Consider the following 25,909-nt stretch of genomic DNA (forward strand, 5'->3'; position numbering starts at 1 on the left):
GGTACTGCAGGGGGGACCCTGTGGGAGAGTAGGACGCCGCCGAACAATTATTCAAAGAGAACCCCGCACCTTTCGGTGCGGGGTTTTCTGCGTTTGCAGGGGGGGCTATTCGGCCCCCCTTTTTTTGTTTTTCTTGTTCTTACAGGCGTCCTGCTGACTTCAGGGCGAGATACGCGTCGGACAGGGCCGGCGCCAGTTCGTCCGGGGTCGCGTCGACGACGGTCACGCCGTGTCGGCGGAGTTGCTCGGCGGTGCGGTGGCGTTCGTTCTGGGCCTGGGCGGCGGATGCGGCGTCGTAGACGGAATCCACCGTGCCGCGAGACTTCGCCATGGCGGCGATGTGCGGATCGGCCACCGATGCCAGGAGAACCGTATGGCGCTGGGTGAGCTGGGGGAGAACGGGAAGGAGGCCCTCTTCGATGGGGGCCGCGTCCAGGGTGGTGAGCAGGACGATCAGGGAACGGCGGGCGGCCGTGCGCAGGGCGGTGGCGGTGAGGCCCCGGGCGTCGGTTTCGACGAGTTCAGGTTCCAGCGTGGCCATGGCGTTGACCAGGGACGGAAGGACATCGCCCGCTGTACGGCCCTGGACCAGGGCGCGTGCTCGACGGTCGTAGGCGAGCAGGTCGACGCGGTCGCCGGCGCGGGAGGCCAGGGCGGCCAGCAGCAGTGCCGCGTCCATGGACGCGTCTAGGCGCGGGGCGTCGCCGACGCGTCCGGCCGACGTGCGGCCGGTGTCGAGGACCAGGAGGATGTGGCGGTCGCGTTCGGGACGCCAGGTGCGTACCGCGACCGTCGTCTGGCGGGCGGTGGCGCGCCAGTCGATGGAACGGGTGTCGTCACCGGGAACGTACTCGCGCAGGCTGTCGAATTCGGTGCCCTCGCCTCGGGTGAGGACGCTGGTGCGGCCGTCGAGTTCGCGGAGCCGGGCCAGTTTGGAGGGGAGGTGTCTGCGGCTGGTGAAGGGGGGCAGGACGCGTACCGTCCAGGGGACCTCGTGGGTGCTCTGGCGGGAGAAGAGGCCCAGCGGGCCGAACGAGCGGATGGTCACCCGGTCGGCCCGGCGGTCGCCGCGGCGGGACGGGCGCAGGCGGGTGGTGACGCGCCGGCGTTCACCCGGGGGGATGGTCAGGACGTGGCGAGAGGCCGCGCTCTCCGTGCCGCGCTGCCAACTGCTGGGCGGCCAGGCGTCGCGGAGCTGGGCACGCAGCGGGCGCCGGGACGGGTTGCCGACCGTGAGGGTGACGTCGGCGGTGTCGCCCAGGCGTACGGAGGTGTCGCCGGAGCGGTTCAGGCGCAGCCGGCGTACCGGGGCCGCCAAGGCGTAGTCGCAGGCGCAGGCCAGGGCGATCGGGGCGTTGACGGCCAGGATGCCCGTCCAGCTCGGTTCCCAGATGCCGACGGGGAGGGAGCCCAGGGCCGCGAGGAGCGCGGCGCGTCCGGTGGGTGCCATCAGCGGGGGACGGGGACGTGGGTGAGGATCGCGTTGATCACGGAGTCGGCCGTCACGCCCTCCATCTCGGCCTCCGGGCGGAGTTGGACGCGGTGGCGGAGGGTGGGCAGGGCCAGGGCTTTGACGTCGTCGGGGGTGACGTAGTCGCGGCCGGTCAGCCAGGCCCAGGCGCGGGCGGTCGACAGGAGGGCCGTGGCGCCGCGCGGGGAGACGCCGAGGGTGAGCGACGGGGACTCGCGGGTGGCGCGGCAGATGTCGACGACGTACGCCGTGATCTCCGGGGAGACGGTGGTCTTGGCGACGGCCGCGCGGGCGGCTTCCAGGTCGGCGGCGCTCGCCACGGGGTGTACGCCGGCGGCGTGCAGGTCGCGCGGGTCGAAGCCCGCGGCGTGGCGGGTGAGGACGTCGATCTCGTCCTGGCGGGAGGGCAGGGGGATGGTGAGCTTGAGGAGGAAGCGGTCCAACTGGGCTTCCGGGAGGGGGTAGGTGCCCTCGTACTCGACCGGGTTCTGGGTCGCGGCGACCAGGAACGGGTCGGGGAGCGCGCGGGGGGTGCCGTCGACGGTGACCTGGCGTTCCTCCATGGCTTCGAGGAGGGAGGACTGGGTCTTGGGCGGGGTGCGGTTGATCTCGTCGGCGAGGAGCAGGTTGGTGAAGACCGGGCCGGGCTGGAAGGAGAACTCGGCGGTGCGGGCGTCGTAGACGAGCGAGCCGGTGACGTCGCTCGGCATCAGGTCGGGGGTGAACTGGACGCGCTTGGTGTCGAGGCGGAGGGACGCGGCGAGGGCGCGGACCAGGAGGGTCTTGGCGACTCCGGGGACGCCTTCCAGGAGGACGTGGCCGCGGCAGAGCAGGGCCACGACGAGACCGGTGACGGCGGGGTCCTGGCCGACCACGGCCTTGGCGATCTCGGCGCGCAGGGTCTCCAGGGCGGCGCGGGCGGCGCCCTGGTCCCCGGTCTGCACGGCGTTGTCAGTGGTCGGGTCCATCATGGACGGCGTACCTGCCTTTCGAGGGCATCGAGGTGATCGGCGAGGGAGACGAGGGCGGCGTCGTCGCTGGGCGGCGGGCCGAAGAGGAGGGGGTGCAGGGACTGTCCGTCGCCGTGCAGGTGGGCGGAGAGCGCGGGGAGCAGCGCCTCGGGCGCGTGCGCCTGGGTCACGAGGACGCCGACGAGGGGGGCCAGGCGCGTGCGGGTGGTGGAGCGGAGAGCGGCGGCGGCGCGGTCGCGGGCGTCGGCCTTGCGGTAGAGGCGGGCGCGGCCTTCGACGGTTTCGGAGGCGCGGATCGCGACGGGGAGTTTCTCGGGCACGAGGGGGCCGAGCCGGCGTGCCCTCCAGAGGGCGGCGACGGCTGCGGCGAGGAAGAGCTGCAGGGTGCCCCAGAGCCAGCCGGAGGGGAGCAGGTCGAAGAGGCCGCGTTCGTCGTCCTGGGCGGTGGTGTCGGACAGGGTGGGGAGGTACCAGACCAGATGCGGGCGGGAGCCGAGGAGTTGCAGGGCGAGCGAGGCGTTGCCGTGCTCGTCGAGGCGGTCGTTGAGGAGGATGTCGGGGGCGCCGAGGACGATCGTGTCGCCCTCGGGGGTGCCGCCGGCGGGGTCCTCGTCGGTGGTCTCGGGGATGCGCAGGAGGGTAGCCAGGCGGTCGCTGGGGTAGCAGGCGTCGGCGTCCGGGCGGAGGGCGGAGTAGCGGATGCCGCCGGTGTCGGCGGTGCCCGCGCGGCGGGCGGCGGGCAGGTCGCAGTCGGGGGACAGCGTCGAGTCGAGGCTGGTGGCGGGGTCGGCGGTGACGCCGGGGGCGAGCCGCTCCACGGACGGGCCGCCGGGGGCCACGAGGACGGTACGGCCGCCGGAGCCGGCGGCGGCCGCGTGCAGCTCGGTCTGCTGCCGTTCCGTCAGGCGGTCGGGGACGGCCACCAGGAGAGTGGTGTCGGGGCCGGTCGCGGCGCGGGCGTCGGCGAGGGTGGTGACGAGGCGGGTCCGCACGCCCCGGTCGGCGAGGAGTTCGGCGACGGCCCGGCTGCCGTAGGGGTCGGCCGAGCGCGGGTCCAGCTCGCCGTGCCGGGCGTCGGAGCGGACGACGGCGATCGCGACGGCCCCGGCGAGGAGCACCGCCAGGGCGAGGGCGATGCCGCGCGTGCGGGTCCACACCTGGCGGACGGTGGGCGAGGCCGAGGTGTCCGGGAGCGTGGCCTCGGTGGTCATCCGGCGGCTCCCTGGCGGGTGGGGTGGTCCGTGCCGTGCGCGGTGCCGGCCGCGGGCCGGGGCCTGGTGCGTTCCAAATGGTGGTCGAGGGCGGCGATGCGCCGGTACGACGGCTCGGTGGCGGAGCGGCCGCCGTACGTGACGTCGTCGAAGTCGCGGGCGGCGGCGCGCAGCCGGTCGCTGTGGCCGGGCAGGGCGCGGCCGGCCTCCGTGGCGGCCTCGTCGGCGGTGCGGCCGGGGCGGACGTCGAGGAGGGCGCGTTCCTCCAGGGACCGGACGATGGCGCGCATCCGTTCCTGGACGGCCTGGTTCCAGTGGCCCTGGGCGGCGTGGGCCTCCGCGGCGGCGCGGTGGTCGGCGGCGGCGCGGGGGCGGTCGTCGAAGAGCGCGGCGGCGGAGACGGGCGGGCGGCGGGGGGTGCCCAGGCGCCACCACAGGGCGGCGACGACCGCGAGGACGGCGACGACGATGACGACCAGGCCGAGCGTGCCGCCGGGTGCCGCCGTCGCGGCGGTGCTGAACAGGTCGTCGATCCAGTCCCAGAAGGCGTTCAGCGCGCGCTGGAACCAACTGGGGTCGTTCTCGTGGTACACGCCCTTGGACAACTCCCGCCGGGCCGCCTCGCGGGCGGGGTCGCGCGGGACGGTCAGCGGCGGCCGGTCGTCGCCGCGCGACAGTGCGGGCGGCACGCGGTCGCCGGCGCGCAGCAGCCCCCGCAGGGCGGTGCGCGGCAGCACCTCGGTGAGCACTCCCCCCGTCCTGCTCACCGCATCAGCTCCCCGGGGTCGCGCCGGGGGCGCCGTAGCCCTGGACGCCGGCGGCGCGGGCCAGTTCGAGGTCGAGGGCCTCGCGGCGGATGCGCTGGTCGATGTAGAGGAGCACCGTGACGCCCGCCGTGATCGGGAAGGTGATCATCGAGCCGATCACCGAACCGATCCCGCTGATCACGAGGAAGGTCCACCCGAGGCCGCCGGTGCCCTCGACGAACCCGCCGACCCCCTCGCCGCTGAGCGCCGCGGCGAGGAAGGTGAACGGGATGACGATGATCGACGCGACGACGTTGGCGATGATCGTGGCGAGCAACTGGATGCCGAAGACCCGCCACCAGGACCCGCGCACCAGCTTGGTGGAGCGGCCCATCGCCTTGGTGATGCTCTGCTTCTCCAGCATCAGCGCGGGCGAGGCCAGCGAGAAGCGGACCATGAGCCAGACGGTGACGACGGCGGCGGCGAGGAGACCGAGGACGGTGAGCGCGACGGCCGCGTCGCCGCCCGCCGTGAACGCGACGATCAGGCCGGGCAGGGCGCCGACGGTGAGGACGGCGGCGGTGATGAGCAGCAACAGGACGATCAGGCCGAACAGCCGCAGGACCTGAGGTCGGGCGTCCCGCCATGCCTCGGCCGTGGTCACCGGCTTGCCGAGGACGGCCCGGCTGGTGACGGTGGTCAGCAGGGCGGTCGCCACGACCGTGCCGACCAGGGAGATCACGAAGACGACAGCCGAGCCGATCATGGCGCCGGCCAGGGCGTCACCCAGCTCGCTGAGGGTGGCGCTCGGGTCGTTGAGGGCGTCGGTGCTCGCGCTGTCCAGGACGAGGCCCTGGAGCAGCACGACGATGACCTCGGTGACGACGGCGACGGTCAGCGAGATGCCGAGGACCGTGCGCCAGTACGTGCGCATGGTGGAGACCGCGCCGTCGAGGATCTCGCCGACACCGAGGGGGCGCAGGGGGATCACGCCGGGCTTGGCCGCGGGCGGCGGGCCGCCCCAGTTGGCCCCCCAGCCGCCGTAGCCGCCGTAACCCCCGTAGCCGCCTGGGGTTCCCCAGTTTCCGCCCGTGCCGCCGGGGCCGCTTCCGTTGCCGCCGCCGGGGCCGCCAAAGCCGCCTTGGCCGCCGGGGGGAGGGGTGCCCCAGCCCGGACCGGGCGGCGGGGGCGGCGGCGGGGTGGCGGGGCCGGGTGCGGCGGGCGGCGGGGTGCCCGCGGGCGCGGACCACTGGCCGGGGGGAGGCTGCTCCTTGGACCACTTCGTGCCGGGGCCCGTCGGCTCCGCGTCCGGCTGGTCCGCGGGCTGCGCGGGCCGGTCGGGTCCGGGGCGGCCGGCGGGCTCGGCGGGGCCGGACGCGCCGGGCTGCCGCCCGTCGGACGGGGCGCTTCCGGGCGAGGCCCAGCCCGGAGTGTCGTTCATCGTCGCTCCTTCACGGTGCCCGTCCGCGTTCGCGGCGGCGGGTTGGCGCCCATCGTGCCATGGGGCGGTGCGGTGCGGACCGGCCGAGGTATGGGCTGCGCACCTTCAATTGTCCGACGGATAGCGGGCACACTGACCGCATGGCTGATCAGTACGCGCGAACCGGCGAGGACAAGCGGCCCATCGAGATCCCGGCCATCCGCTGGGAGGAACCACCTGAAGGCCCGGTGCTGGTCCTGCTGGACCAGACCAGGCTGCCGGCCGAGGAGGTGGAGCTGGTCTGCACGGACGCGCCCGCGCTGGTGGAGGCGATCCGTTCGCTCGCCGTGCGGGGAGCGCCGCTGCTCGGTATCGCGGGCGCGTACGGGGTCGCGCTCGCCGCCGCGCGGGGCTACGACGTGGACGACGCGGCGAACGCGCTGGCGGAGGCCCGGCCCACCGCGGTCAACCTCGCCGTCGGCGTGCGCCGGGCCCAGGCCGCCCACCGCGCGGCTCTCGCCAAGGGCGGCGGTGCCCCGCAGGCCGCCGCGGCGGCGCTGGCCGCGGCGCGGGCGCTGCACCGGCAGGACGCCGAGGCCAGTGCTCGCATGGCCGAGCACGGGCTGGCGCTGCTCGACGAACTGCTGCCCGGCGGCGGGCACCGCATCCTCACGCACTGCAACACGGGGTCGCTGGTCTCCGGCGGCGAGGGCACGGCGTTCGCCGTCGCGCTCGCGGCGCACCGGACGGGGAAGCTGCGGCGCCTGTGGGTGGACGAGACCCGTCCGCTGCTCCAGGGCGCCCGGCTGACGGCGTACGAGGCAGCGCGCAACGACATGGCGCACACGCTGCTCACGGACAACGCGGCCGGTTCGCTGTTCGCGGCCGGCGAGGTGGACGCGGTGCTGATCGGGGCGGACCGGATAGCCGCCGACGGGTCGGTGGCGAACAAGGTGGGGAGCTATCCGCTGGCGGTGCTGGCGCGCTACCACCACGTGCCGTTCATCGTGGTGGCACCGGTGACGACGGTGGACCCGGCGACCCCCGACGGGGCGTCCATCGAGGTCGAGCAGCGGCCCGCGTACGAGGTGACCGAGGTGTCGGTGCCGCAGGTGCCGGTGACCGGGGCGGGCGGCGGCGTGCCGATCGCGCCGCTGGGGACGCAGGCGTACAACCCGGCGTTCGACGTGACGCCGCCGGAGCTGGTGACGGCGATCGTCACCGAGGAGGGAGTGGTGTCGCCGGTGACGGCGGAGGGCCTCGCCGAGCTGTGCGCGAGGTCGCCCCGGGTGACCGCCGGCTGACACGGCGGAGCCGGACCGCCGGATGTGTCCGAGGGACATCCGTCCATGACTCGTACGCGCGAAGGCGGAGGTCGCGGGCGGGGGCAGACAGTGACCGTCCCCTACGACTATGGTCACAGGCCAGTGACCTGCCTCACCTGCGCCTCTGTGTCCGTTATGAGAATGGGATGGTCTCGCCCTGATCAACGGAAACGGCCCCTCCACCTGCGGTCATCCGCGAGGCGAGGGGCCGTGACATCCAAAGGTGACATCAAGCGGCTTCGGGAGCCGAGTGGGCAGCCTCCAGTTCCCGGAGTCGCGCCGGCTGCCGAAGAAGCCGGTCGAGCTGCCCCACCGCCTCGATCACATCAGGATCGAGGGACTCGGCGTAGATGTCCATCGTCGTCGTGATCCGGCTGTGCCGAAGGATCGTCTTCACGATGCGCGGGTGAACCCGGAGATGCACCAAGAGCGTGCCGCACGACTTGCGGAGTCCCTTCGGGTTCATGTGGCCGAGCCCTTCCTTGGCGATGACGCGCTGCATGACGAGGTACAGGTGCGCCGCCTGGAGAGGCCGGCCGGTGCGGGTGACGAACACATGGCCTTCCGGGTCCTCGAACCAGGGAAGCCCACGGGTGGCCGCTCGTTCCCGGAGCCAGGCAGTGCGCATCCGTGTCCAGCGCAACGGAGCGATGCACTGCGCCGGCAGCGGCAACGGGGCCTTGGACGTGTCCGTTTTCAGTTCCGCGTCGATCGTCCCGGCGCTGCTGCGCTGCCGTTGCTGCTCCACCCAGATCACCCGGTTGTCCAGGTCGATGTTCTCCCACCGCAGCCCGCACACCTCAGCCCGGCGCAGCCCAAGCAGGCAGAGCAGGAGGAACGCGGGGTAGTACGGGGTGAGCCGGCGAGCGGCGGCGAGGAAGCGGAGAACCGTCACGGCGTCCCAGCTCTTACCGCTGTTCGTCGCGGCCCGTACGTGGACCAACTTGGCGACGTTCCGGGTGAGGCCGATGTCCTCGACCATCGCGGCCGTGAGAGCCGCCGAGAGGACACGAAGTGCCCGCTTGGCGGTCTTGGCTCCTTGGTCCTCTGCGAGTTGCTGTATGGCCCCGCGCAGCTCCTTGACGCCCAGTTTCAGCATGACCTTTGAGCCCAAGCGGGGACGCAGGTGGTGCCGTACTGCCGTTTCGTACGTCCTGTAACTGTTATGTGCCAAGTTGGGCTTGACCACGACTTCCAACCAGTAGTCGAACCACTGGCCCATCGTCATGTCCCGTGTGGGCGTCGGGATACCGCCGCTGGCCCGGTCGAGCAGCTCACGGCGCTTTCGGTCGCACTCGTCGAAGTCGCGACCGTAGGCGTACTTGCGCTTCACCGTGCCGTCCGGTTGGGGGACGTACACAGCGGCTTGGTACCGACCGTCGGCACGCTTGGTGACCGTGCCAGAGCCGTTGGGGTTGCGCTTGCGACGCGGCATCAGTCGGTCTCCTCCAGCCGCGCACGGATGTACTCATCCAACGCGCTCTCGGGGATTCGCCGGCAACGGCCCTCAGTGAACGAGCGGAGCCGCTTGGCGCGGATCAAGTCGTAGACCTTTGAACGGCCGTACTTGAGCCGCGTCATGACCTCCGGGACCGTGAGCAGTGCGGGCGGCGGTGCGGTGGTCATGCGGCGACTCCTTCCGCGTCGAGCAGGGCGGGTAGTTCCTCGCGGGAGGTTTCGCGGTTGAGCTGGATCTCCCGGCGGATGTTGGCGGCGAGCCAGGACTCGCCGGGGGTGTGGCCGTGGCCGGCGTAGGACCAGTGGGCGAGCGTGAGCGTCGTTGCCTCCGTGTCGTCGGGGTCGGGCAGGCCGAGGGCTTGCCGTTGTTGGCGGGCGCGGTAGTCGGCGCGGGTCTGGCGCAGGGCACCGAGGGTGGTCGAGTAGCGGCGTGACTTCGTGGAGAAGTGGCCACGGAAGCCGAGCATGTGAGCCCAGTCCCGGAGCTTGCGGTCCGGATAGAGCGCGTGCAGGTCGAGACAGGCAGCGATCAGCCGGGCGGGGTGATCAGCGACGCCGAGCAGGGCCAGGGCCTCTTTGTTGCCGATGCGGCGGTCCACGGTGCCGGTCGTCTCGGCGGCCTTGGTGGCGTACTTGGCGACGTAGGAAGCCACGGCCTGTTCGGTGATGTCCTCGCCGTCCCCGAAGGCCCGGATCGGGCGCACGTCGAGCTGCTCACCCCAGCGCAGGGTGCGAGCCGGTTCGGTTCGGGCGGGCTGGTCAGGATCCGGCTGGTAGGAGGCCGGCGGCACGTCGACCTCGACGCGGGCTGCGGCGGCGCGGATCGCGTCGGTGAGCAGGTCGAGGGTGGCCCAGGCCGGCGGTGGGGAGTCGGGGCCGTCCGGTCCGTCGAAGCGGATCACCGCGTGGAAGTGGACGGCTCCGCGCTTCTGGTACTCCGCGACCTTCCCGAAGGACACCCGCGACTGCTCATGCGCGGCCTTCTGCGTGAGCCCGGCACGACGGGCGATCTCACGGCGGAGGTAGATCGTGAAGTAACGCCACAGCTCGGAGGCGTGGTTGTTCCACAGCACCGCGCCCGCGTAGTCGTACCGGTCGGGGTCGAGCGGTGTGCCCAGTTCGGGGGCGTCCTCTCCGTGGCGGGTGCCGCAGCGGCAGGGCCGGTTGCCGGGCCGGTTGTGAACCGGGCCGAAGGAGGGCGCCGTGAGGGTGGCGAAGACGCGAGGGTGATCGCGGATCGTCTCGGGGGTGCCCTTGGCGGGATCTCCGACGAGGCCGGCACGGATGAGGTGGTAGGTGTCGCCCGCGTAGGTCCAGGCGCAGGACGGGCAGCGGGAGGCACGCCGGTTGCCGCAGGCGACGCGGAGGCGTCCGCCGGGTTCGGTGTCAGTCGAGTAGCGGTGCAGGACGTGCCGGGTCTGGGCGTCGCGGACGACGACGGAGCCTTGCAGGTGGATCGGGTCGGAGCAGCCGCCGGTGCGGCGGATCTGTTCCTGAATGCGGTCGAAGCCGTCCGACCCGGCCAGCCTCAGCACGTCGGTGAGGGTGGCCGGATCCAGGCCCGCCGGGGTGGCGGTGTCGGTCACGATGTCACCCCTTGTTGTGTGCGGGACCGTGGTTGGCGGTCCAACCGTCGACCAGGGCCTTGACCTGTGCGTCGCCGGTGGCGGAAGCGGTGGCGCCGCAGTGGCACACGGCCGATCCGGTGGCGGGGGCGTTGGGGGACGGCTTGGCGACGTGGAGGCCGGGGCGGTCCGGGGTCGGGGTCAGGTCGGACACGGTGCTCACCTCCCGGCCGGGGTGGTGGCCAGCCAGGCGGGGACGTAGCCGTGACCGTGGCAGGACGCGCAGGAGACCTTGACCGTCACCCGGCTGCCGTCGAAGTGACGGGTGCCGGTGGTGACGGAGACGACCGCGAAACCACGGCACGACGGGCAGACACGGGCGTCGTGCGGGACGTGCTGAGGCATGATGAGGACAGCCCTTTCGGATCGAGAGATCAGGAAGTGGTGGGCCCGTCCGGGGCGACGGATGTTTGGCGACGGATGCCGCCCCGGCGGGTGTTACTTGGTGTAGCGGCTCCGAGACCGGACGGGCCGGGAGCGGACCGGGCGCTTGCGTGGCGAGCGGTAGCGCCGGCGGGTGGCCGGGCGGGATAACGCCCGCTGCTTGGACGCGCGGTTGATCGTGTAGCCGATGCCGCCAGTGGCCGACAGGACCGCCACGGCAGCGCCGGCGACGACCTGTACGACGAAGGCGATGACCAGGAGCACGGCGATAGCGCCGGTGATGATGACCAGAGTCAAGACGATGGGGCCCTTGTAGGAGCGCGGGGCTTCCTGAACGATCACGACCTTGCGCAGGTCGCTGCCGGGTGGGATCTGCCGGTAGAGGTCGGCTGGGATGTGTCCGGCGCGGAGCTGGTCTTCGGGCAACTGCACGGTTCTTCCTCCCCTCAGGTGCAGCGGTGGGTGCGGGCGGCGAGTTCGGCGGCCGACCGGTCGTCGTACTCGTTGGAGAAACCGCACTTCGGTGCCGTGCAGGCAGCGGTGTGTCGGGTCCGGCCGCGACCGTTGTTGAACGTGCCGACCTGAACCGGACCGATACTGATCACGTTGTAGAAGCGGTTCGGGCGCATGGCTGAGCCTCCGTTCAAGCGAGTTGGGCGACGATCGCGCCGGCGAGGTCTTCCGGGACGCCGAGGCGAGCGCGCAGGGTGGCGGTGTCGATGTCGTTGCCGGTGCGGGCGCGGTGCTCGGTCGCGACCTTGCGGGCGTGGTCGACCAGCGCCGGGGGCACCGGCGGGGGTGTGGCTTCCGGCAGTGCCGGGACCGGTTCCGACTCCGGGACCGGTTCCGGCTCGGGGGCCGGAGCGGGCGCCTCAGGGCGGTCGACCACCGGCTCTGACCGGGGCGCCGGGGCGGGATCGGTCGGGGCATGGGCGAGCAGGGTTCCACCGAGGAAGGCCAGCGCGGGCCAGCCGGCGACGAGGATGCGCAGCCAGGCCGGGACGTGGGTCAGGTCCAGGAGTCCGGCGGTCGCGATGTTCGCGCCGAGCGAGGCGAACAGGGCGATGACGAACCAGGTCCAGGCCGACCGGTCGCGGCGGGCGGTGCGCAGCCGGCGCCAGGCGGCGACCAGCAGCAGGTCGACGCTGATCGGGTAGGCCCATGCCTTCCAGCCGGTCTGTCCGGCGGCTTCGGCCAGGTCGTGCAGGTGGGCGAAGGACAGCGCACCGGCGATCACAGCTTGAATCAAGACCGCGTCCAGGCGGATGCTGCGACCGATCATCACCGCCACCGCACTTCAGTGATGAGCTGGTCGTCAACGAGGTGCGATCCACCGATCGCGTTCCCGATGTACCCCTTCACGTCCTCGCGCACGTCGGCCTTATCCACGCCGTACTCGGTCTTCCAGGCGTCCGCGTCGACTTCGAGGGTCAGCATGATGCGTACCTTCACCGCGATCACTCCCCTTCCGGAGCAAAACCGGTGCCGAAGCAACCGAGGCAGATACCGGCCTGGTGGCCGACCAGGCGGCGCTTGCGGCCGACCTGGACGGGACGGGGGACCTCGCCGGTGCCCTTGCAGGGCTCACAGACCTTGGTCTTGACCTTGGGCGCGGGGCGTTTCCGAGTCGTCATCGGCTTGCCCTACCAGGGGTCGATGGTGCGGTCGATCTCGCTGGGCTCCTGGTCCGCAGGCTGCACGTCGTCGTACTCGAACGCGTTGGCGCGGGTACCGCTCACGCGGGCGTAGGCGGCGAGTTCCCCGGCCACAGGGTCGGAGTCGTAGTCACCGATCCAGCGGGCACGGGCCGCCATCTGCCTCTCGTACCGGTCGTCATCGTCAATCGCCATGGCGTTTCTCCTTTTGGGCATGGCTCGGGTAGGGACCTGGCGCGAAGCGGTCGCGCCGACCGTGGTTCGAGCGGGGTTACTCCGTTGCCGGGCGAGGCTGGATCGCCGGGGGCGCGGTGGGCATCGGCGGGACCGGCCGGGCTACCGGGCGGAACGGTGCGAGGAACGGAAGATCCGGGGTGAGGTGGGCGAAATCCCGGCACACGGCCGCCGCTTCGGCCGGCGAGGTCTCGGGGGTGCGGATGCGGGACCAGCCACCGGAGGTGTCACCGGCCACCGCCACACCGGGCCGGTCCGCGCTGATCGCGGTCACCGCTACCACCGCGTCCGGTGCGATGTCACCCAGACCCATGTCGGCGGTCTGCTTGTCGTTGACGCGGTGGACCACACGGCCGGTGAGCTGGGCACGCAGCGCGGTAGCTCCCCTGCCCAGGTCAGAGCCGAACCGCTGCCCGCACACCTCCAGGTAGATGCCGACCGCGCGGGCCATCTGACCCAGCCGCACGAGCTGCATGACCGTGTGATCGCGAGCAGCCTCATCCTTCTTGGAAGCGACGAAGAACAGTTCCGCCACCTCATCGATGAAGACGATCAGCGGCACCGGCCGCAGATGCTCAGGCAGGCCCCACAGGTCGGACACGCCGTGCAGGGCGAGGAGATCGAACCGCTCGCTCATCTCCAGCACGAGCGCATCGATCAGGTGGCCGGCCATCTCGGGGTCGGTGGCCAGCGCCGACAGGCGGGGCGCGTACCGGCTGTGCTCGACACCGCGCTTGCAGTCGATACCGACCAGGCCCACCGGGAGCCGCGCCAACCCCATGATCAGGTTGCGCTGATACACGGACTTCCCCGACAGCGTGGCCCCCAGCGTCAGCGCCATGGGTACCGCGCGGTAGTCCCGCTCGAAGACCGTGCCGTCCTCCCGCAGCGCCACCGGCACCACCAGATCACGGGGTCGGGCCGAACCCGGCAGACGGACCCGGCGCAGCACGTCATAGCCGGTCATCCGCAACTCGACATAGCCCGGCTTCGTTTCCGCCACGGTGACGGACTGGACACCGAAGGCGTGCCGCAGCCGTTCGGACGACGCTGCCACATCGGCGGGCTCCAAGCCGGCCGGGAGACGCAGGGTGATCCGCAGCCCGGTCGACACCGGGCGGACCCGGCGCACCTTCGGCGGTACCGGCCGCACCTCACGACGGGAGACGTTGCGGGTCATGAAGGCGCGGAAACCGGACGGCTGCACCGCCAGCCCGCACACCTCCATCGTGGAGCGATACGACCAGGCGAACCGGCCCCACGTCACCGGCAGACCCACCAGCGACCAGTACACGCGCGGCGCGCGGACCTTGGCATAGCCGACACCGCCGGCACCGGCTAAAGCGCCCGTAGCCTCCAGCCACAGCGACAAGTCCGTCATGGTCAGGCCCCCAGCGGGGTGACCGCGACCGCGCGGAACGAGATCCCGTGCCGCTTCTGCCCGTTGAACTCGTTCTCCCAGTCACGGGCCTTGAGCCCGGTCACGGCGACCGGCATACCCGGCGCCAACCCCTCGGGGACGCCCGTCTCGGGAACGGTCACCTGGTAGAGGTTGCCCTCACCCTCATCCGAGACCAGCAGACCCACGGTCGACAGACCCGCACCGGTGTCCCGGTCCACAGCCCGCTCACCAGTCTTCTTGTTGGCCATCTTCGGTTCCGGCGCGGTCGCCACGAACACGATGGCGGTCGAAAGGTCGATCTTGAAGGACGGCACTATGGAGTCTCCCTCTTGGGATAAGCCCCGGGCTGCGTCGTGATCTTGGCGGATGGCACGTAGCCCGGGGCGCCTTGTTTCTGCGACACCACCGAAGCTACCCGCAGAAAAACTGCGAGTCAACAGAAAAACTGCGACTAGTAGTGAACTTCCGAGTCTGCGACACTGGATGTGACAACGAGGAGGATTAAATGAGCAACTATGGGCTCTTTGTCCGGTTCACTCTGCGGGAAGGCGCCGGCGACGCGTTCGACGCTCTGGTGCAAGAGACCACCGCAGGCATCAGGGCGCACGAGCCCGGCACGCTGCTCTATGTGTGTCAGGAGGTAGAAGGCACACCCAACGAGCGGATCTTCTACGAGCTGTACGCCGACCGCGCCGCGTTCGAGGAGCACGAGCGCCAGACCCACACGCGCCGCTTCCTGTCGGAGCGAGACAAGTACGTCACTAAGACCGAGGTGGACTTCCTCCAGCCGTACGCCGGGAAGTACCCGACCGGAGTCGACAAGTGACGACTCCGGACACCAAAAGTCTCGGGCAGCGAGTCAAAGAGTTGCGCCGGGCCGCTGGCATGTCTCAGAGTGACCTTGCCGCCGCAATGGGACGTTCAGAGAGTTGGGTGTCCCAGGTCGAGAGAAGTGTGCAACCGGTTGAGCGGCTGTCCGTACTGCAAGCTCTTGCCGATGCGCTCAACGTATCCGTGAGGGAGCTTCGGCCCGACGCTCCGCCGGCAGAAGAATCCGAACCCGTGGAAACAAAGAGCAATGACCTTGATGGACTGCGCGTAGCCCTCACCGGCCATCCGGCACTGGGAAGTCTTTTCGACCAACCCCACAACAGGCCGGCGCCATCACTTGCCGACTTCCAGCAGCAGGTGGAGCAGGCTTGGACCCTCGTACACGCGTCGAGTTACGCAGCCCTCAGTGATCATCTCGCCAAGCTGTTGCCCAGCATCGAGACGGCAGTACGTCATGCGCCCGCAGGCGACCTTGCGGAGCTTCACTCTCTGCGCGCCAAGGCTTACCAGGTAGCCGCAGCTAGCTTCACTCGGCAGGATCAAGCTGACGCCGCTTGGGTCGCAGCGGACCGCGCACTGCAAGCGGCCGAGCTAGCGGGACAACCGCTGGAAGTGGTCGCGAGCCTCTTCCGCATGGCTCACGCCTTCATGCGGCAACAGCACATGGAACAAGCCGAACAGGCAGCGAGGTCCGCAGTGGCCGTCATGGATCCAAGGGCGGAGGCGCCTACATGCCCAGCAGAGGAGCTTTCCCTCCTTGGCGCTATGAACCTGGTCCTTGCAGTGATCAATGCCCGGGAAGGCAACCGATCTGGGACGCACGCCCACATTGATCGGGCGCGAGAAATCGCGGTGCGACTGGGAGAAGACCGCAATGACTTCGACACGGAGTTCGGTCCAACAAACGTCGAGATCCACGCAGTAAGCACGGCGGTAGAGCTAGGTGATGCCGGATTCGCACTCGAAGTGGCACAAAAGGTCAACGCGTCGGGCCTATCCCCCGAGCGGCAGTCGCGTTTCTTGCTTGACGTGGCGCGAGCGCACGCGCAGCGGCGACACGTCGGTGAGGCCACAGCCGCGATTCTGGAAGCCGAGTCGCTAGCACCCGAGCAGATCCACGACCATCACCTAGCCCGCGAAGTCGTCCGCGATCTAATCCAGCTCTCCGGTTCCCGGGTGGCCAAGCCCCTTCGCGACCTTGCCGAGCGGAGTGCAGTCCTCTAGGCCAACCTGTTACAGGTTTCTCTACCTCATCAAGCCCCGCCCTTCCGGGCGGGGAAGGGGGCTCTTGGCCTATGGCCATCCGGCGCGCTGCCCTCATGCACGCATGGCCGCCGCTACGAAGGATCACACCCACCGGCCCGCACTGCGGGCCGGCGCGGATGCTCGGGACTCGGGGCTGCGCTCCTGCCTTCGGCCCGCGCCGCCCCGGCCCCGGCCCCGCGCCACCTGTCGATGCCCCAGGGTGATCCACGTTGACGCTTGGCCCGCCACCGGCGATGCGCCGGACCGAGCCTGATTCCCTACCCAGCGGGCCAGCAGAAGCAATGAGACCCGTACAGAGCCCGCGCGTCAGGGCAATGCCTCCGGCGGGGGATCGGCCGGCACCGGGATGGAGGGGGCGCCGTTCCCGGCTGCGAGTTCGATGTGGCGTGCGCGGGGAGCTTCCATCCCGTCCACCGTCGACCCAGGCAGAGCCGAGCAGACGCGGCCCAGGGCGTCCAGGTCGTTCGTACAGTGGCGCGCTCCACCTGGACGCCCTGGACCACGCCCGCTCCACGGTGTGTGGGTCGACGGTGGACGGGATGGAAGCTTGGGTGAGTGGTGGGTCAGGCGGGGGGCGGGTGCGGGTGGTCGAGCTGACATCCTTCCTGACATCAACGTCGACGGACGGGGGCAGACAGTGACGGCTCCGTACGACTATCGTCACAGGCCAGTGACCTGCCTCACCTGCGCCTCTGTGTCCGTTATGAGAATGGGATGATGTCGTTTATGAAGGGACGAGTCCTTGTCGTCGACGACGACACCGCACTGGCCGAGATGCTCGGCATTGTGCTGCGTGGTGAGGGTTTTGAGCCGTCTTTCGTAGCCGACGGCGACAAGGCGCTGGCCGCCTTCCGGGAGACCAAGCCCGACCTGGTGCTGCTCGATCTGATGCTGCCGGGCCGGGACGGGATCGAGGTGTGCCGTCTGATCCGGGCGGAGTCCGGGGTTCCGATCGTGATGCTGACGGCCAAGAGCGACACCGTCGACGTGGTCGTGGGTCTGGAGTCCGGGGCCGACGACTACATCGTGAAGCCGTTCAAGCCGAAGGAGCTGGTGGCCCGTATCCGGGCGCGGCTGCGCAGGTCGGAGGAGCCGGCGCCGGAGCAGCTCGCCATCGGCGACCTGGTCATCGACGTGGCCGGGCACTCCGTGAAGCGGGACGGGCAGTCGATCGCGCTGACGCCGCTGGAGTTCGACCTGCTGGTGGCGCTGGCCCGCAAGCCGTGGCAGGTGTTCACCCGCGAGGTGCTCCTGGAGCAGGTGTGGGGCTACCGGCACGCCGCGGACACCCGGCTGGTCAACGTGCATGTGCAGCGGCTGCGCTCCAAGGTCGAGAAGGACCCGGAGAAGCCGGAGATCGTGGTGACGGTCCGGGGCGTCGGATACAAGGCGGGGCCGAGCTGACATGCCCGGGGACAGTGCCGCTTCGGCGCCCGGGACGTCCGGGGCCCGCGCCGGGCGGCCTGTCGGCCGGAAACCGTCCGGTTCCCGCTGGGGCCGGCTGCTGGAGGGCGGGCTGCTGCGGGGCGGCGTGCAGGGCAGCCCGGTGCTCCGCCTGTTCATGCGCTGGGTGCGCCGGCCGCTGCTGCCGGTCATGCGGCTGTGGCGCCGCAACATCCAGCTCAAGGTCGTCGTCACCACCCTGCTGATGTCGCTGGGCGTCGTCCTGCTGCTCGGTTTCGTGGTCATCGGCCAAGTGCGCAACGGGCTGCTGGACGCCAAGGTGAAAGCCTCGCAGAGCCAGGCCACCGGCGGGTTCACGGTGGCCAAGCAGAAGGCCGAGGAGTCGGCGGCGGTGACCGGCGACGACGGCACGGCGGTCGACGGCCGTCCCGCGCAGAACGTCATCCAGTGGATGAGCGATCTGGTGAAGTCGCTGTCCAGCGGCGGTCAGGGCGCCTTCGACGTGGTCACGCTGCCGGTGGGCGGCGAGAGCGGCAGCGGGCGCGGACCGCGCGCCTCCGGTCTGGTCGACCCGTCGTCCAGCGTGCCCGAGGAACTGCGCGAGCGGCTCGACTCCAGTACGGCGGCGGCCCAGAGCTACACCCGCATCGTCTACAACTCCGCCCAGGAGTCCCAGCCCGGCCTGGTCATCGGCAAGCGCGTCAACGACCCCAACGGGGACCCGTACCAGCTCTACTACCTCTTCCCGCTCACCCAGGAGGAGAAGTCGCTGAGCCTGGTCAAGGGGACCCTGGCGACGGCCGGGCTGTTCGTCGTGGTCCTCCTCGGGGCGATCGCCTGGCTGGTGGTGCGGCAGGTCGTCACGCCGGTACGGATGGCGGCGAGCATCGCCGAGCGGCTGTCCGCCGGGAAGCTCCAGGAACGGATGAAGGTCACCGGCGAGGACGACATCGCACGGCTCGGCGAAGCCTTCAACAAGATGGCGCAGAACCTCCAGTCGAAGATCAGCCAGTTGGAGGACCTGTCGCGGATGCAGCGGCGGTTCGTCTCCGACGTGTCGCACGAACTGCGGACGCCGCTGACGACCGTGCGGATGGCCGCCGACGTCATCCACGACGCGCGGGTGGACTTCGACCCGGTCACCGCGCGGTCGGCGGAACTGCTCGCCGACCAACTGGACCGGTTCGAGACGCTCCTCGCCGACCTGCTGGAGATCAGCCGCTTCGACGCGGGCGCGGCGGCCCTGGAGGCCGAGCCGATCGACCTCCGGGAGGTCGTACGGCGGGTCGTCAGCGGCGCCGAGCCGCTCGCCGAGCGCAAGGGCACCCGCATCCGGGTCGCCGGCGACCAGCAGCCCGTGGTCGCCGAGGCCGACGCCCGGCGCGTGGAGCGGGTGCTGCGCAACCTCGTGGTCAACGCCGTCGAGCACGGCGAGGGCAGGGACGTCGTCGTCAAGCTCGCCGCGGCGGGCGGGGCGGTGGCGGTGGCGGTGCGCGACTACGGCGTCGGGCTCAAGCCGGGCGAGGCGACCCGCGTCTTCAGCCGCTTCTGGCGGGCGGACCCGGCACGCGCACGTACCACCGGCGGTACGGGACTGGGGCTGTCGATCGCCCTGGAGGACGCCCGGCTGCACGGCGGCTGGCTCCAGGCGTGGGGCGAGCCGGGAGGCGGATCGCAGTTCCGGCTGACGCTGCCGAGGACCGCGGACGAGCCGCTCAGGGGCTCGCCGATCCCGCTGGAGCCCACCGACTCGCGGCGCAACCGCGGACTGGACGAGGCCAGTACGCCCTCGGCCGGTGCCGCGCGGGCCGACGACCGGGCCGCCGGCGTGCCGGCACAGGCCACGGCCGGGCAGGCCGCGGGCTCGCCGGGCCGGGACCCGATACCGCCCAGGTCGGCCGCAGCGGCACCCGTGGCCGACCCGACGGCGCTGCCCGGCAGCGGCGCACGCGTGGTGCCGCGGCCCGCCCCGGGGGCTGCCTCCGGGGCGGTTCCGGGGGCGCGGACACCGGACGACCCGCCCGCCGGTGGGGCGCGGGGCCGTACGGACGCCGTGGAGGGCTCTCCGCAGGAGTCGAGCAGGCAAGGGGAGTCAACACGTGGGCGCTGACCGCCTGGGGGCCCGCCGGCCGGTGCCGGTGCGCGCGGTGGCGTACGCCGCCTGTGGTGCCGTACTGCTGACGGGGTGCGCCTCGATGCCCGACAGCGGGGACCTGCGGGGCGTGGAGTCGACGCCGCGGCAGGACACACAGGTACGGGTGTTCGCGATGCCGCCGCCGAAGGACGCCCCGGCCACGGAGATCGTGCAGGGCTTCCTGGAGGCGCTGACCAGCGACGACCCGCATTACGAGACGGCCCGCAAGTACTTGACCGAGGAGGCCGCGAAGAGCTGGCGGCCGGAGCTGTCCACGACGGTGCTCGCGGGCGGACCGGGCGCGCTGTCCGACCACTCCGGGAGCCGCGAGGAGGCCAGCGACTACGCGGTCACCCTCACCGGCACCAAGGTCGCCACGGTGGACGCGCGGCAGTCGTACACGCCCGCCGAGGGGGAGTACCGCGAGCCGGTGCACCTGTCGCGGGACGCCAAGAGCGGGCAGTGGCGCATCGACGTGCCGCCGAAGGGCGTCGTCATGGGCAAGTCGGACTTCCAGCGCAACTACATGTCCGTCAACAAGTATTACTTCGCCGCCGGCACCCCCGACGCCGAGGACGGCGCGGGTCCGCGGACCACGGCCGTCGCCGATCCCGTCTATGTGCGGCGGCGCGTGGAACCCGTGACGCAGACCGTGCGTTCCCTCATCAACGGCCCGACGAGCCTGCTCGGGACCGGGGTCACGTCGAGCTTCCCCGCCGGCACGGCCCTGGCCAAGGGTTTCACCTCGCTGACGCCGGACGAACACGGCAAGCTCACGGTCCCGCTGAACGGCCGGGCCGGCCGGGTCGGCACCAAGCGGTGCGACGAGATGGCGGCCCAACTGCTGTTCACCCTGCAGAGCCTGACGCCGGCGGTGGAGGAGGTGCAACTGCGCTCGGGCGGCGACCAGTTGTGCTCGCTCAGCGAGAACCGGGCCGACACGGTGGCGGTCCGCAGCTCGGCGGAGCGCCCCGACTACCTGTACTTCATCGACGACGAACACCGCCTGGTGCAACTGCCGTCGGGCAGCGAGGGCACCCGGCCCGAGCCGGTGCCGGGCGCGCTGGGCGAGGGCACCACCGAGTTCCGCTCGGCGGCGGTCTCGCGCGACGAGCACCGCGCGGCCGGGGTCGGCCTCGACGGCAAGTCGCTGTACGTCGGGTCGCTGGTGCCGGGCGGTTCGCTCGGGGACCCGCTGGTGGTCAGCGGGGGCGAGACCGAGGAGCAGGGGCTCACGACGCCCAGTTGGGACGCGTGGGGCGACCTGTGGATCGCCGACCGCGACCCCGACGACCCGCGCCTGCTGGTGCTGGAGAAGGGCGCGGGCGATCCGGTCGAGGCGCGGGTACCCGGCCTGGACGGGAGTGTCGAGGCCGTGCGGGTGGCCGGGGACGGGGTGCGGATCGCGCTCATCGTGGAGAAGGACGGCAAGCGGTCGCTGCTCATCGGGCGGATCGAACGGGGCGAGAAGGCGGGCGAGCGGCCGACGATCGTCGAGCTGCGGTCGGCGACACCGGAGCTGGAGGAGGTCACGGCCATGTCCTGGGCCGGTGACAGCCGCCTCGTCGTGGTGGGCCGCGAGCGCGGGGGCGTACAGCAGATCGGGTACGTCCAGGTCGACGGCTCCGCACCCGAGGCGGCGGTGCCCGCCGCGCTGACCGGGGTGAATGACATCGCCGCGTCCGAGGACGACGGTCTGCCGCTGGTGGCGTACTCGGAGGACGGGATCGTGCGGCTGCCGTCCGGGATGCAGTGGCAGAAGGTGACCAAGGGGATGGCGCCGGTTTATCCGGGGTGACGGGGGACGGGGGACGGGCGACGGAGCGACGGGGGTTTGAGCGGGGGCTGAGTGCGGAGGCCGATCCGCGGGGGGACGTGTGCGGTCGGGGCGCTGTGTGTGAGGGGGCGGCTGACGGTGCACGGGGGTGGCCGTCGCGTCCGGCCCCGGTGCCGCTGAGGCTTCGCGTCCGGCTGCACTGCTTGGCCGCCGTCACGTCCGGCCGTAGGGCCCGGCCGCCGTGTCCAGCCGTCCTTCCGGCCGTGTGCCGGGTTTTCCACAGGTGGCGTCCGGCGGTTTTCCACAGGGGTGGCCGGGTCATGCGGGCGTTGGCACAGTGGTGGTCATGCGGGGGTGGTGGCAGGACTTCACCGACCTGGTGCTGCCGGCCGACTGCGCGGGCTGCGGCAGGCCGCGCACGGTGCTCTGCCCGGGGTGCCGTGCGGTACTGAGCGGCGCGGCGCCGTGCCGGGTGCGGCCGGTGCCGGAGCCGGCCGGGCTGCCGGTGGTGCACGCGGCGGCACGGTACGCGGACGAGACGCGGGCGGTGCTGCTCGCGCACAAGGAGCGGGGGGCGCTGGCACTCGCGGCACCCCTGGGCGCGGCGCTGGCGGGGGCGGTGCGGGCCGGGCTCGAAGGGCTGGTGGGGGGTGGGCAGGGGAGGGGGGAGGAGGGGGCCCCCGCCGCGGATTCCGGCCCGGCCGTCGCCGCCGCCCCCCGGCGCCCGATCCTCCTCGTCCCCGTGCCGTCCGCCCGCCGCGCGGTGCGGGCGCGTGGGCACGACCCGGCGCGGCGGATCGCCCTCGCGGCGGCCGGTGAGCTGCGGCGGACCGGGACGCCGGCCCGGGTGGCGGCCGTGCTGCGGCAGCGCCGCGCCGTGGCCGATCAGTCGGGGCTCGGCTCACGGGAGCGGCTGGACAACCTGCTCGGCGCGCTGACGGTGGTTCCCGGCGGCGCCGGGCTGCTGCGGGACGGGGGCCCCGTGGTGCTCGTCGACGACCTGATGACGACGGGCGCGTCCCTCACCGAGGCGGCACGCGCGGTGCGGGCGGCGGCGGGGACGGACGCGGCGGTGCGGGACCGGGGTGAACGGGATAGCGGTGGGACCGCGTACAGAACGGCGGGTACGTCCGTGTATCCCGGGGCGGTGTGGGAAGGCAGAAAGGAACAGAAGTCAGGAGCGACGGAAGAGAGGGTGGACCGGGTGTCCGCGGGGTCGGCGAGGCCGGGCGGAATCGGGGTCGGTGAGGCGATCCGGGATGTGATCCGAGCGGCCGTGGTCGCCGCTTCACCCGACTCTTTCCGAATGAACCGGAACTGACCGAGGACTTGCGTCGTTGCAGGTAATGAGAGGGCCAATTCACATGAACGGAGGTAGCGCGAAGTAGAGGGTGACGCCATCCGTCCCGGCGAGATATGTTCGGTGTGAGGGAAAGCCGCAGGCCACACCTCGTAAATCCGAATGCCGTACTGCGGGTTTTTTCGGAATCACCCGCACCGGTGGAGTGGAGATCTCGCCCGTGGGGGAGGAGGTGGACGTCACCGAGTCCGAGGTTCCGGTGCTCACCGGAACCTGGTGCGCAAAAAGGGAGATGCTCCGCCCCCGAAGCGGAGCGATCCGGGAACGGAGTTCTGCGTGGACATCGTCGTCAAGGGCCGCAAGACCGAGGTGCCCGAGCGGTTCCGGAAGCACGTGGCCGACAAGCTGAACCTGGAGAAGATCCAGAAGCTCGATGGCAAGGTGATCAGCCTGGACGTCGAGGTGTCCAAGGAGCCCAACCCCCGACAGGCCGACCGCTGTGACCGAGTGGAGATCACGCTCCGCTCCCGCGGTCCGGTGATCCGGGCGGAGGCGGCGGCGAGCGACCCGTACGCGGCGCTCGACCTGGCCGCGGAGAAGCTCGGCGCGCGGCTGCGCAAGCAGCACGACAAGCGCTACTCGCGGCGCGGCTCGCGCCGCATCTCGGCAGCCGAGGTCCCCAACCACGTCCCGGACGCGGCGACGCTCAACGGCAACGGTGAGGCGGTCCCGTCGGACGAGCGGGACGGCGTACCCACCAAGAAGGTCGGTTCGCTGGAGATCCAGGGCGACGGACCGCTGGTGGTCCGCGAGAAGACCCACGTGGCGGCGCCGATGACCCTCGACCAGGCGCTCTACGAGATGGAGCTGGTCGGGCACGACTTCTATCTGTTCGTCGACTCCGAGACCAAGGAGCCGAGCGTCGTCTACCGGCGGCACGCGTACGACTACGGCGTGATCCACCTGCGGACGGACACGATGGTCGCCCAGACACCCTCCCCCGAGGCGGGCGGCGCGCTCGGCGGCTGATCCCCGCCGGGTGATGGCACAGCGGGTGCCCCTGGAGCGCGCGTGCGCCCCCAGGGGCACCGGCGTGCGACCCCTTTCGCGCCCCGCTCCGTCATCTCGATGTCGGCCGGGCATGGAATCATGGCGGCAGCGGCCCAACAGGTGGGTCGTTGCCTTGGGTTGGCGCCGGCCGGGACCACAGGCCACAGCCTTCAGGGGGAGGAACGATGGCGGACAGCTTCGGACCGATGCGGGACGCGGTTGCCGACGGCGGTGTCGCCGGTCTGGGCCCGGACCCGGGCTCTCCGCGCAAGGAGCCGATCAGGGTCCTGGTCGTGGACGACCACGCCCTGTTCCGCCGCGGGCTGGAGATCGTGCTCGCCGCCGAGGAGGACATCCAGGTCGTCGGCGAGGCGGGGGACGGCGCCGAGGCCGTGGAGAAGGCCGCCGACCTCCTGCCGGACATCGTGCTGATGGATGTGCGGATGCCCAAGCGGGGCGGTATCGAGGCGTGCACCTCCATCAAGGAGGTGGCCCCCAGCGCGAAGATCATCATGCTGACGATCAGCGACGAGGAGGCCGACCTCTACGACGCGATCAAGGCCGGGGCGACCGGATACCTCCTCAAGGAGATCTCCACCGACGAGGTCGCCACCGCCATCCGCGCGGTGGCCGACGGGCAGTCGCAGATCAGCCCTTCCATGGCGTCGAAACTGCTCACCGAGTTCAAGTCGATGATCCAGCGCACCGACGAACGCAGACTGGTCCCCGCCCCCCGGCTCACCGACCGCGAGCTGGAAGTCCTCAAGCTCGTGGCCACGGGAATGAACAACCGCGACATCGCCAAGGAACTGTTCATTTCCGAGAACACCGTCAAGAACCACGTACGCAACATCCTGGAGAAGCTGCAACTGCACTCCCGGATGGAGGCCGTGGTCTACGCCATGCGCGAGAAGATCCTGGAAATCCGCTGAACCCCGCTGCCCCGGAGAGGTCTCATCCCAGCAGCCGGGCCAGTTCTGCCGTCAGGGGTCCGCGCAACTCCGGGGCGTCCACCCGTTCCACCCGGACGTCCGTGCAGTCCACCCAGCCCGCCGCCTCCACCAGCGCCCGTGCCACCGCCGGGACCGCCTTGGGGCCGTCCAGCGTGACCTGCCTGGCCACCAGCGTGCGCCCCTCGCGGGCCGGGTCCACCCGGCCGACCAGCAGTCCGCCGGCGAGGACGGGCATCGCGAAGTAGCCGTGTATCCGCTTCTGCTTGGGGACGTACGCCTCCAGGCGGTGGGTGAAGCCGAAGATCCGCTCGGTGCGGGCCCGCTCCCAGATCAGGGAGTCGAACGGGGACAGCAGCGTGGTGCGGTGCCGGCCGCGCGGGGGCGTGCGGAGGGCCTCCGGGTCGGCCCAGGCCGGCTTGGACCAGCCCGCCACGGTCACCGGGACCAGGCCCGAGTCGGCGATCACCGCGTCGACCTGCTCGGCCTTGAGCCGGTGGTAGTCGGCGATGTCCGCGCGGGTGCCGACGCCCAGGGACCGGCCGGCCAGGCGGACCAGGCGGCGCAGGCACTCGGTGTCGTCCAGGTCGTCGTGCAGCAGCTCCTGCGGAATCGCGCGTTCGGCCAGGTCGTAGACGCGCTTCCAGCTCCGGCGCTCGACGCACACCACCTCGCCGTACATCAGGGCGCGCTCGACGGCGACCTTCTCGCCCGACCAGTCCCACCACTCGCTGGTCCGCTTGGCGCCGCCCAACTCGGTCGCGGTCAGCGGGCCTTCGGCGCGCAACTGCTTGATGACCCGCTCGTAGGCGCCTTCGGGCAGGTCGTGGTTCCACTGCGGGCGGGCGCGGTAGGCGCGGCGGCGGAACGCGAAGTGGGGCCACTCCTCGATGGGCAGCACGCAGGCGGCGTGCGACCAGTACTCGAAGGCGTGGGTGCCCGTCCAGTAGGCGTCCTCGGCGGTCCGGCGGCCGACCGCGCCCAGGCGGGCGTACGGGACGAGTTCGTGGGAGCGGGCCAGGACCGAGATGGTGTCGAGCTGGACCGCGCCCAGGGCGCGCAGCACACCGCGGACGCCGGCGCGGCGGTCGGGGGCGCCGAGGAAGCCCTGGGCCCGCAGGGCGATGCGGCGGGCCTCGTCTGCCGACAGCTCCGTCACGGGGCGCGGGAAGGTCGTCATACGTCCGCACGATAAGGGGTGGCACTGACATTGATGCTGATACTCGGGTTCCGGCGGCCGTGACTCGGGCACTGACTGACGCCCTGCTGGGCTGTCTTCGCGTTGGTCTGTCCGG

Annotated in this window: 28 protein-coding genes; 9 read left to right on the forward strand and 19 right to left on the reverse strand. The window is 71.5% G+C overall.

The annotated features are described in order from the left end of the window. Nucleotides 1-139: 139 nt before the first annotated feature. From ACFY32_RS33565 to ACFY32_RS33585, 5 genes are read right to left on the reverse strand one after another with little or no spacing between them, the layout of a single operon-like run. The gene (locus tag ACFY32_RS33565) at nucleotides 140-1,450 is read right to left on the reverse strand and encodes a DUF58 domain-containing protein (protein WP_359204591.1); all 1,311 of its coding nucleotides are present in this window, start codon (nucleotides 1,448-1,450) and stop codon (nucleotides 140-142) included. After that, nucleotides 1,450-2,439 carry a MoxR family ATPase gene (locus ACFY32_RS33570; RefSeq protein ID WP_359204594.1) on the reverse strand — a complete coding sequence of 330 codons (990 nt, stop codon included), beginning with the start codon at nucleotides 2,437-2,439 and terminating at the stop codon, nucleotides 1,450-1,452. The genes ACFY32_RS33565 and ACFY32_RS33570 overlap by 1 nt, the downstream gene beginning before the upstream one ends. Continuing rightward, a complete protein-coding gene (locus ACFY32_RS33575; protein WP_390676303.1) occupies nucleotides 2,439-3,653 on the reverse strand; it encodes a DUF4350 domain-containing protein in 1,215 nt (404 codons plus the stop codon). Before ACFY32_RS33575 ends, ACFY32_RS33570 begins: the two co-directional genes overlap by 1 nt. After that, a complete protein-coding gene (locus ACFY32_RS33580; RefSeq protein ID WP_390676304.1) occupies nucleotides 3,650-4,420 on the reverse strand; it encodes a DUF4129 domain-containing protein in 771 nt (256 codons plus the stop codon). Before ACFY32_RS33580 ends, ACFY32_RS33575 begins: the two co-directional genes overlap by 4 nt. 4 nt (nucleotides 4,421-4,424) lie before the next feature. Then, nucleotides 4,425-5,840: a glycerophosphoryl diester phosphodiesterase membrane domain-containing protein gene (locus ACFY32_RS33585; RefSeq protein ID WP_390676305.1), complete on the reverse strand. Its 1,416-nt coding sequence runs from the start codon at nucleotides 5,838-5,840 to the stop codon at nucleotides 4,425-4,427. Between the two features lie 140 nt (nucleotides 5,841-5,980). Here ACFY32_RS33585 and mtnA point away from each other — a divergent pair, with 140 nt between their 5' ends. Beyond that, nucleotides 5,981-7,123, forward strand: a complete 1,143-nt coding sequence (gene mtnA, locus ACFY32_RS33590) for an S-methyl-5-thioribose-1-phosphate isomerase (protein ID WP_359204603.1) — start codon at nucleotides 5,981-5,983, stop codon at nucleotides 7,121-7,123. A 250-nt stretch (nucleotides 7,124-7,373) separates the two neighbouring features. On the opposite strand, the gene ACFY32_RS33595 is transcribed toward mtnA, so the two are convergent. The 13 genes from ACFY32_RS33595 to ACFY32_RS33655 form a co-directional block, all read right to left on the reverse strand. Then, nucleotides 7,374-8,579, reverse strand: a complete 1,206-nt coding sequence (locus ACFY32_RS33595; RefSeq protein ID WP_390676306.1) for a tyrosine-type recombinase/integrase — start codon at nucleotides 8,577-8,579, stop codon at nucleotides 7,374-7,376. Further along, nucleotides 8,579-8,770, reverse strand: a complete 192-nt coding sequence (locus ACFY32_RS33600; protein WP_390676307.1) for a helix-turn-helix domain-containing protein — start codon at nucleotides 8,768-8,770, stop codon at nucleotides 8,579-8,581. Before ACFY32_RS33600 ends, ACFY32_RS33595 begins: the two co-directional genes overlap by 1 nt. After that, nucleotides 8,767-10,188 (reverse strand): replication initiator protein RepSA, encoded by a 1,422-nt coding sequence (gene repSA, locus ACFY32_RS33605; protein ID WP_390676308.1) that lies wholly within the window; start codon nucleotides 10,186-10,188, stop codon nucleotides 8,767-8,769. The genes ACFY32_RS33600 and repSA overlap by 4 nt, the downstream gene beginning before the upstream one ends. Nucleotides 10,189-10,192: 4 nt before the next feature. Then, nucleotides 10,193-10,381 carry a hypothetical protein gene (locus ACFY32_RS33610; protein ID WP_390676309.1) on the reverse strand — a complete coding sequence of 63 codons (189 nt, stop codon included), beginning with the start codon at nucleotides 10,379-10,381 and terminating at the stop codon, nucleotides 10,193-10,195. A gap of 5 nt (nucleotides 10,382-10,386) precedes the next feature. Further along, nucleotides 10,387-10,572 carry a hypothetical protein gene (locus tag ACFY32_RS33615; RefSeq protein ID WP_390676310.1) on the reverse strand — a complete coding sequence of 62 codons (186 nt, stop codon included), beginning with the start codon at nucleotides 10,570-10,572 and terminating at the stop codon, nucleotides 10,387-10,389. A 93-nt stretch (nucleotides 10,573-10,665) separates the two neighbouring features. Further along, entirely contained in the window at nucleotides 10,666-11,043 is a 378-nt protein-coding gene (locus ACFY32_RS33620; protein ID WP_390676311.1) for a hypothetical protein, read from the reverse strand. Nucleotides 11,044-11,057: 14 nt separating this feature from the next. Beyond that, complete coding sequence (locus tag ACFY32_RS33625; protein ID WP_390676312.1) at nucleotides 11,058-11,240, reverse strand: mobile element transfer protein; 183 nt, start codon at nucleotides 11,238-11,240, stop codon at nucleotides 11,058-11,060. Nucleotides 11,241-11,254: 14 nt separating this feature from the next. After that, nucleotides 11,255-11,893, reverse strand: coding sequence for a DUF2637 domain-containing protein (locus tag ACFY32_RS33630; protein WP_390676313.1), 639 nt, complete (start codon nucleotides 11,891-11,893; stop codon nucleotides 11,255-11,257). Beyond that, nucleotides 11,893-12,048, reverse strand: a complete 156-nt coding sequence (locus ACFY32_RS33635; protein WP_390676314.1) for a hypothetical protein — start codon at nucleotides 12,046-12,048, stop codon at nucleotides 11,893-11,895. Before ACFY32_RS33635 ends, ACFY32_RS33630 begins: the two co-directional genes overlap by 1 nt. A gap of 20 nt (nucleotides 12,049-12,068) precedes the next feature. Beyond that, nucleotides 12,069-12,245, reverse strand: a complete 177-nt coding sequence (locus ACFY32_RS33640; RefSeq protein WP_390676315.1) for a hypothetical protein — start codon at nucleotides 12,243-12,245, stop codon at nucleotides 12,069-12,071. Between the two features lie 9 nt (nucleotides 12,246-12,254). Beyond that, complete coding sequence (locus tag ACFY32_RS33645; RefSeq protein ID WP_390676316.1) at nucleotides 12,255-12,461, reverse strand: hypothetical protein; 207 nt, start codon at nucleotides 12,459-12,461, stop codon at nucleotides 12,255-12,257. Between the two features lie 76 nt (nucleotides 12,462-12,537). Next, entirely contained in the window at nucleotides 12,538-13,881 is a 1,344-nt protein-coding gene (locus ACFY32_RS33650) for an FtsK/SpoIIIE domain-containing protein (protein ID WP_390676317.1), read from the reverse strand. Between the two features lie 2 nt (nucleotides 13,882-13,883). Beyond that, the gene (locus tag ACFY32_RS33655; protein WP_390676318.1) at nucleotides 13,884-14,216 is read right to left on the reverse strand and encodes a hypothetical protein; all 333 of its coding nucleotides are present in this window, start codon (nucleotides 14,214-14,216) and stop codon (nucleotides 13,884-13,886) included. A gap of 191 nt (nucleotides 14,217-14,407) precedes the next feature. Between ACFY32_RS33655 and ACFY32_RS33660 the strand changes: the two genes are divergently transcribed. From ACFY32_RS33660 to ACFY32_RS33695, 8 genes are all read left to right on the forward strand, one after another. Next, nucleotides 14,408-14,728: a putative quinol monooxygenase gene (locus ACFY32_RS33660; RefSeq protein ID WP_390676319.1), complete on the forward strand. Its 321-nt coding sequence runs from the start codon at nucleotides 14,408-14,410 to the stop codon at nucleotides 14,726-14,728. Beyond that, nucleotides 14,725-15,957 (forward strand): helix-turn-helix domain-containing protein, encoded by a 1,233-nt coding sequence (locus tag ACFY32_RS33665; RefSeq protein ID WP_390676320.1) that lies wholly within the window; start codon nucleotides 14,725-14,727, stop codon nucleotides 15,955-15,957. The genes ACFY32_RS33660 and ACFY32_RS33665 overlap by 4 nt, the downstream gene beginning before the upstream one ends. Nucleotides 15,958-16,713: 756 nt before the next feature. After that, nucleotides 16,714-17,403: a two-component system response regulator MtrA gene (gene mtrA / locus ACFY32_RS33670; RefSeq protein WP_003975799.1), complete on the forward strand. Its 690-nt coding sequence runs from the start codon at nucleotides 16,714-16,716 to the stop codon at nucleotides 17,401-17,403. 1 nt (nucleotide 17,404) lies between these two features. After that, entirely contained in the window at nucleotides 17,405-19,513 is a 2,109-nt protein-coding gene (gene mtrB, locus ACFY32_RS33675) for an MtrAB system histidine kinase MtrB (RefSeq protein ID WP_359204606.1), read from the forward strand. After that, complete coding sequence (locus tag ACFY32_RS33680; protein WP_390676321.1) at nucleotides 19,503-21,335, forward strand: LpqB family beta-propeller domain-containing protein; 1,833 nt, start codon at nucleotides 19,503-19,505, stop codon at nucleotides 21,333-21,335. Before mtrB ends, ACFY32_RS33680 begins: the two co-directional genes overlap by 11 nt. Nucleotides 21,336-21,660: 325 nt before the next feature. Beyond that, on the forward strand, nucleotides 21,661-22,635 hold the full coding sequence (locus ACFY32_RS33685) for a ComF family protein (protein ID WP_359204612.1): 975 nt from the start codon (nucleotides 21,661-21,663) through the stop codon (nucleotides 22,633-22,635). A gap of 315 nt (nucleotides 22,636-22,950) precedes the next feature. Next, nucleotides 22,951-23,643, forward strand: a complete 693-nt coding sequence (hpf, locus tag ACFY32_RS33690; protein WP_190202698.1) for a ribosome hibernation-promoting factor, HPF/YfiA family — start codon at nucleotides 22,951-22,953, stop codon at nucleotides 23,641-23,643. Between the two features lie 206 nt (nucleotides 23,644-23,849). Further along, nucleotides 23,850-24,596: a response regulator transcription factor gene (locus tag ACFY32_RS33695; protein ID WP_359204618.1), complete on the forward strand. Its 747-nt coding sequence runs from the start codon at nucleotides 23,850-23,852 to the stop codon at nucleotides 24,594-24,596. 22 nt (nucleotides 24,597-24,618) lie between these two features. Here the strand turns inward: ACFY32_RS33695 and ACFY32_RS33700 are convergent, their stop codons facing one another. Further along, complete coding sequence (locus ACFY32_RS33700) at nucleotides 24,619-25,794, reverse strand: DNA glycosylase AlkZ-like family protein (RefSeq protein WP_359204621.1); 1,176 nt, start codon at nucleotides 25,792-25,794, stop codon at nucleotides 24,619-24,621. Nucleotides 25,795-25,909: the final 115 nt, after the last annotated feature.

The sequence above is a fragment of the Streptomyces sp. NPDC000134 genome (assembly GCF_042899225.1).
Classification (GTDB): Bacteria; Actinomycetota; Actinomycetes; order Streptomycetales; family Streptomycetaceae; genus Streptomyces.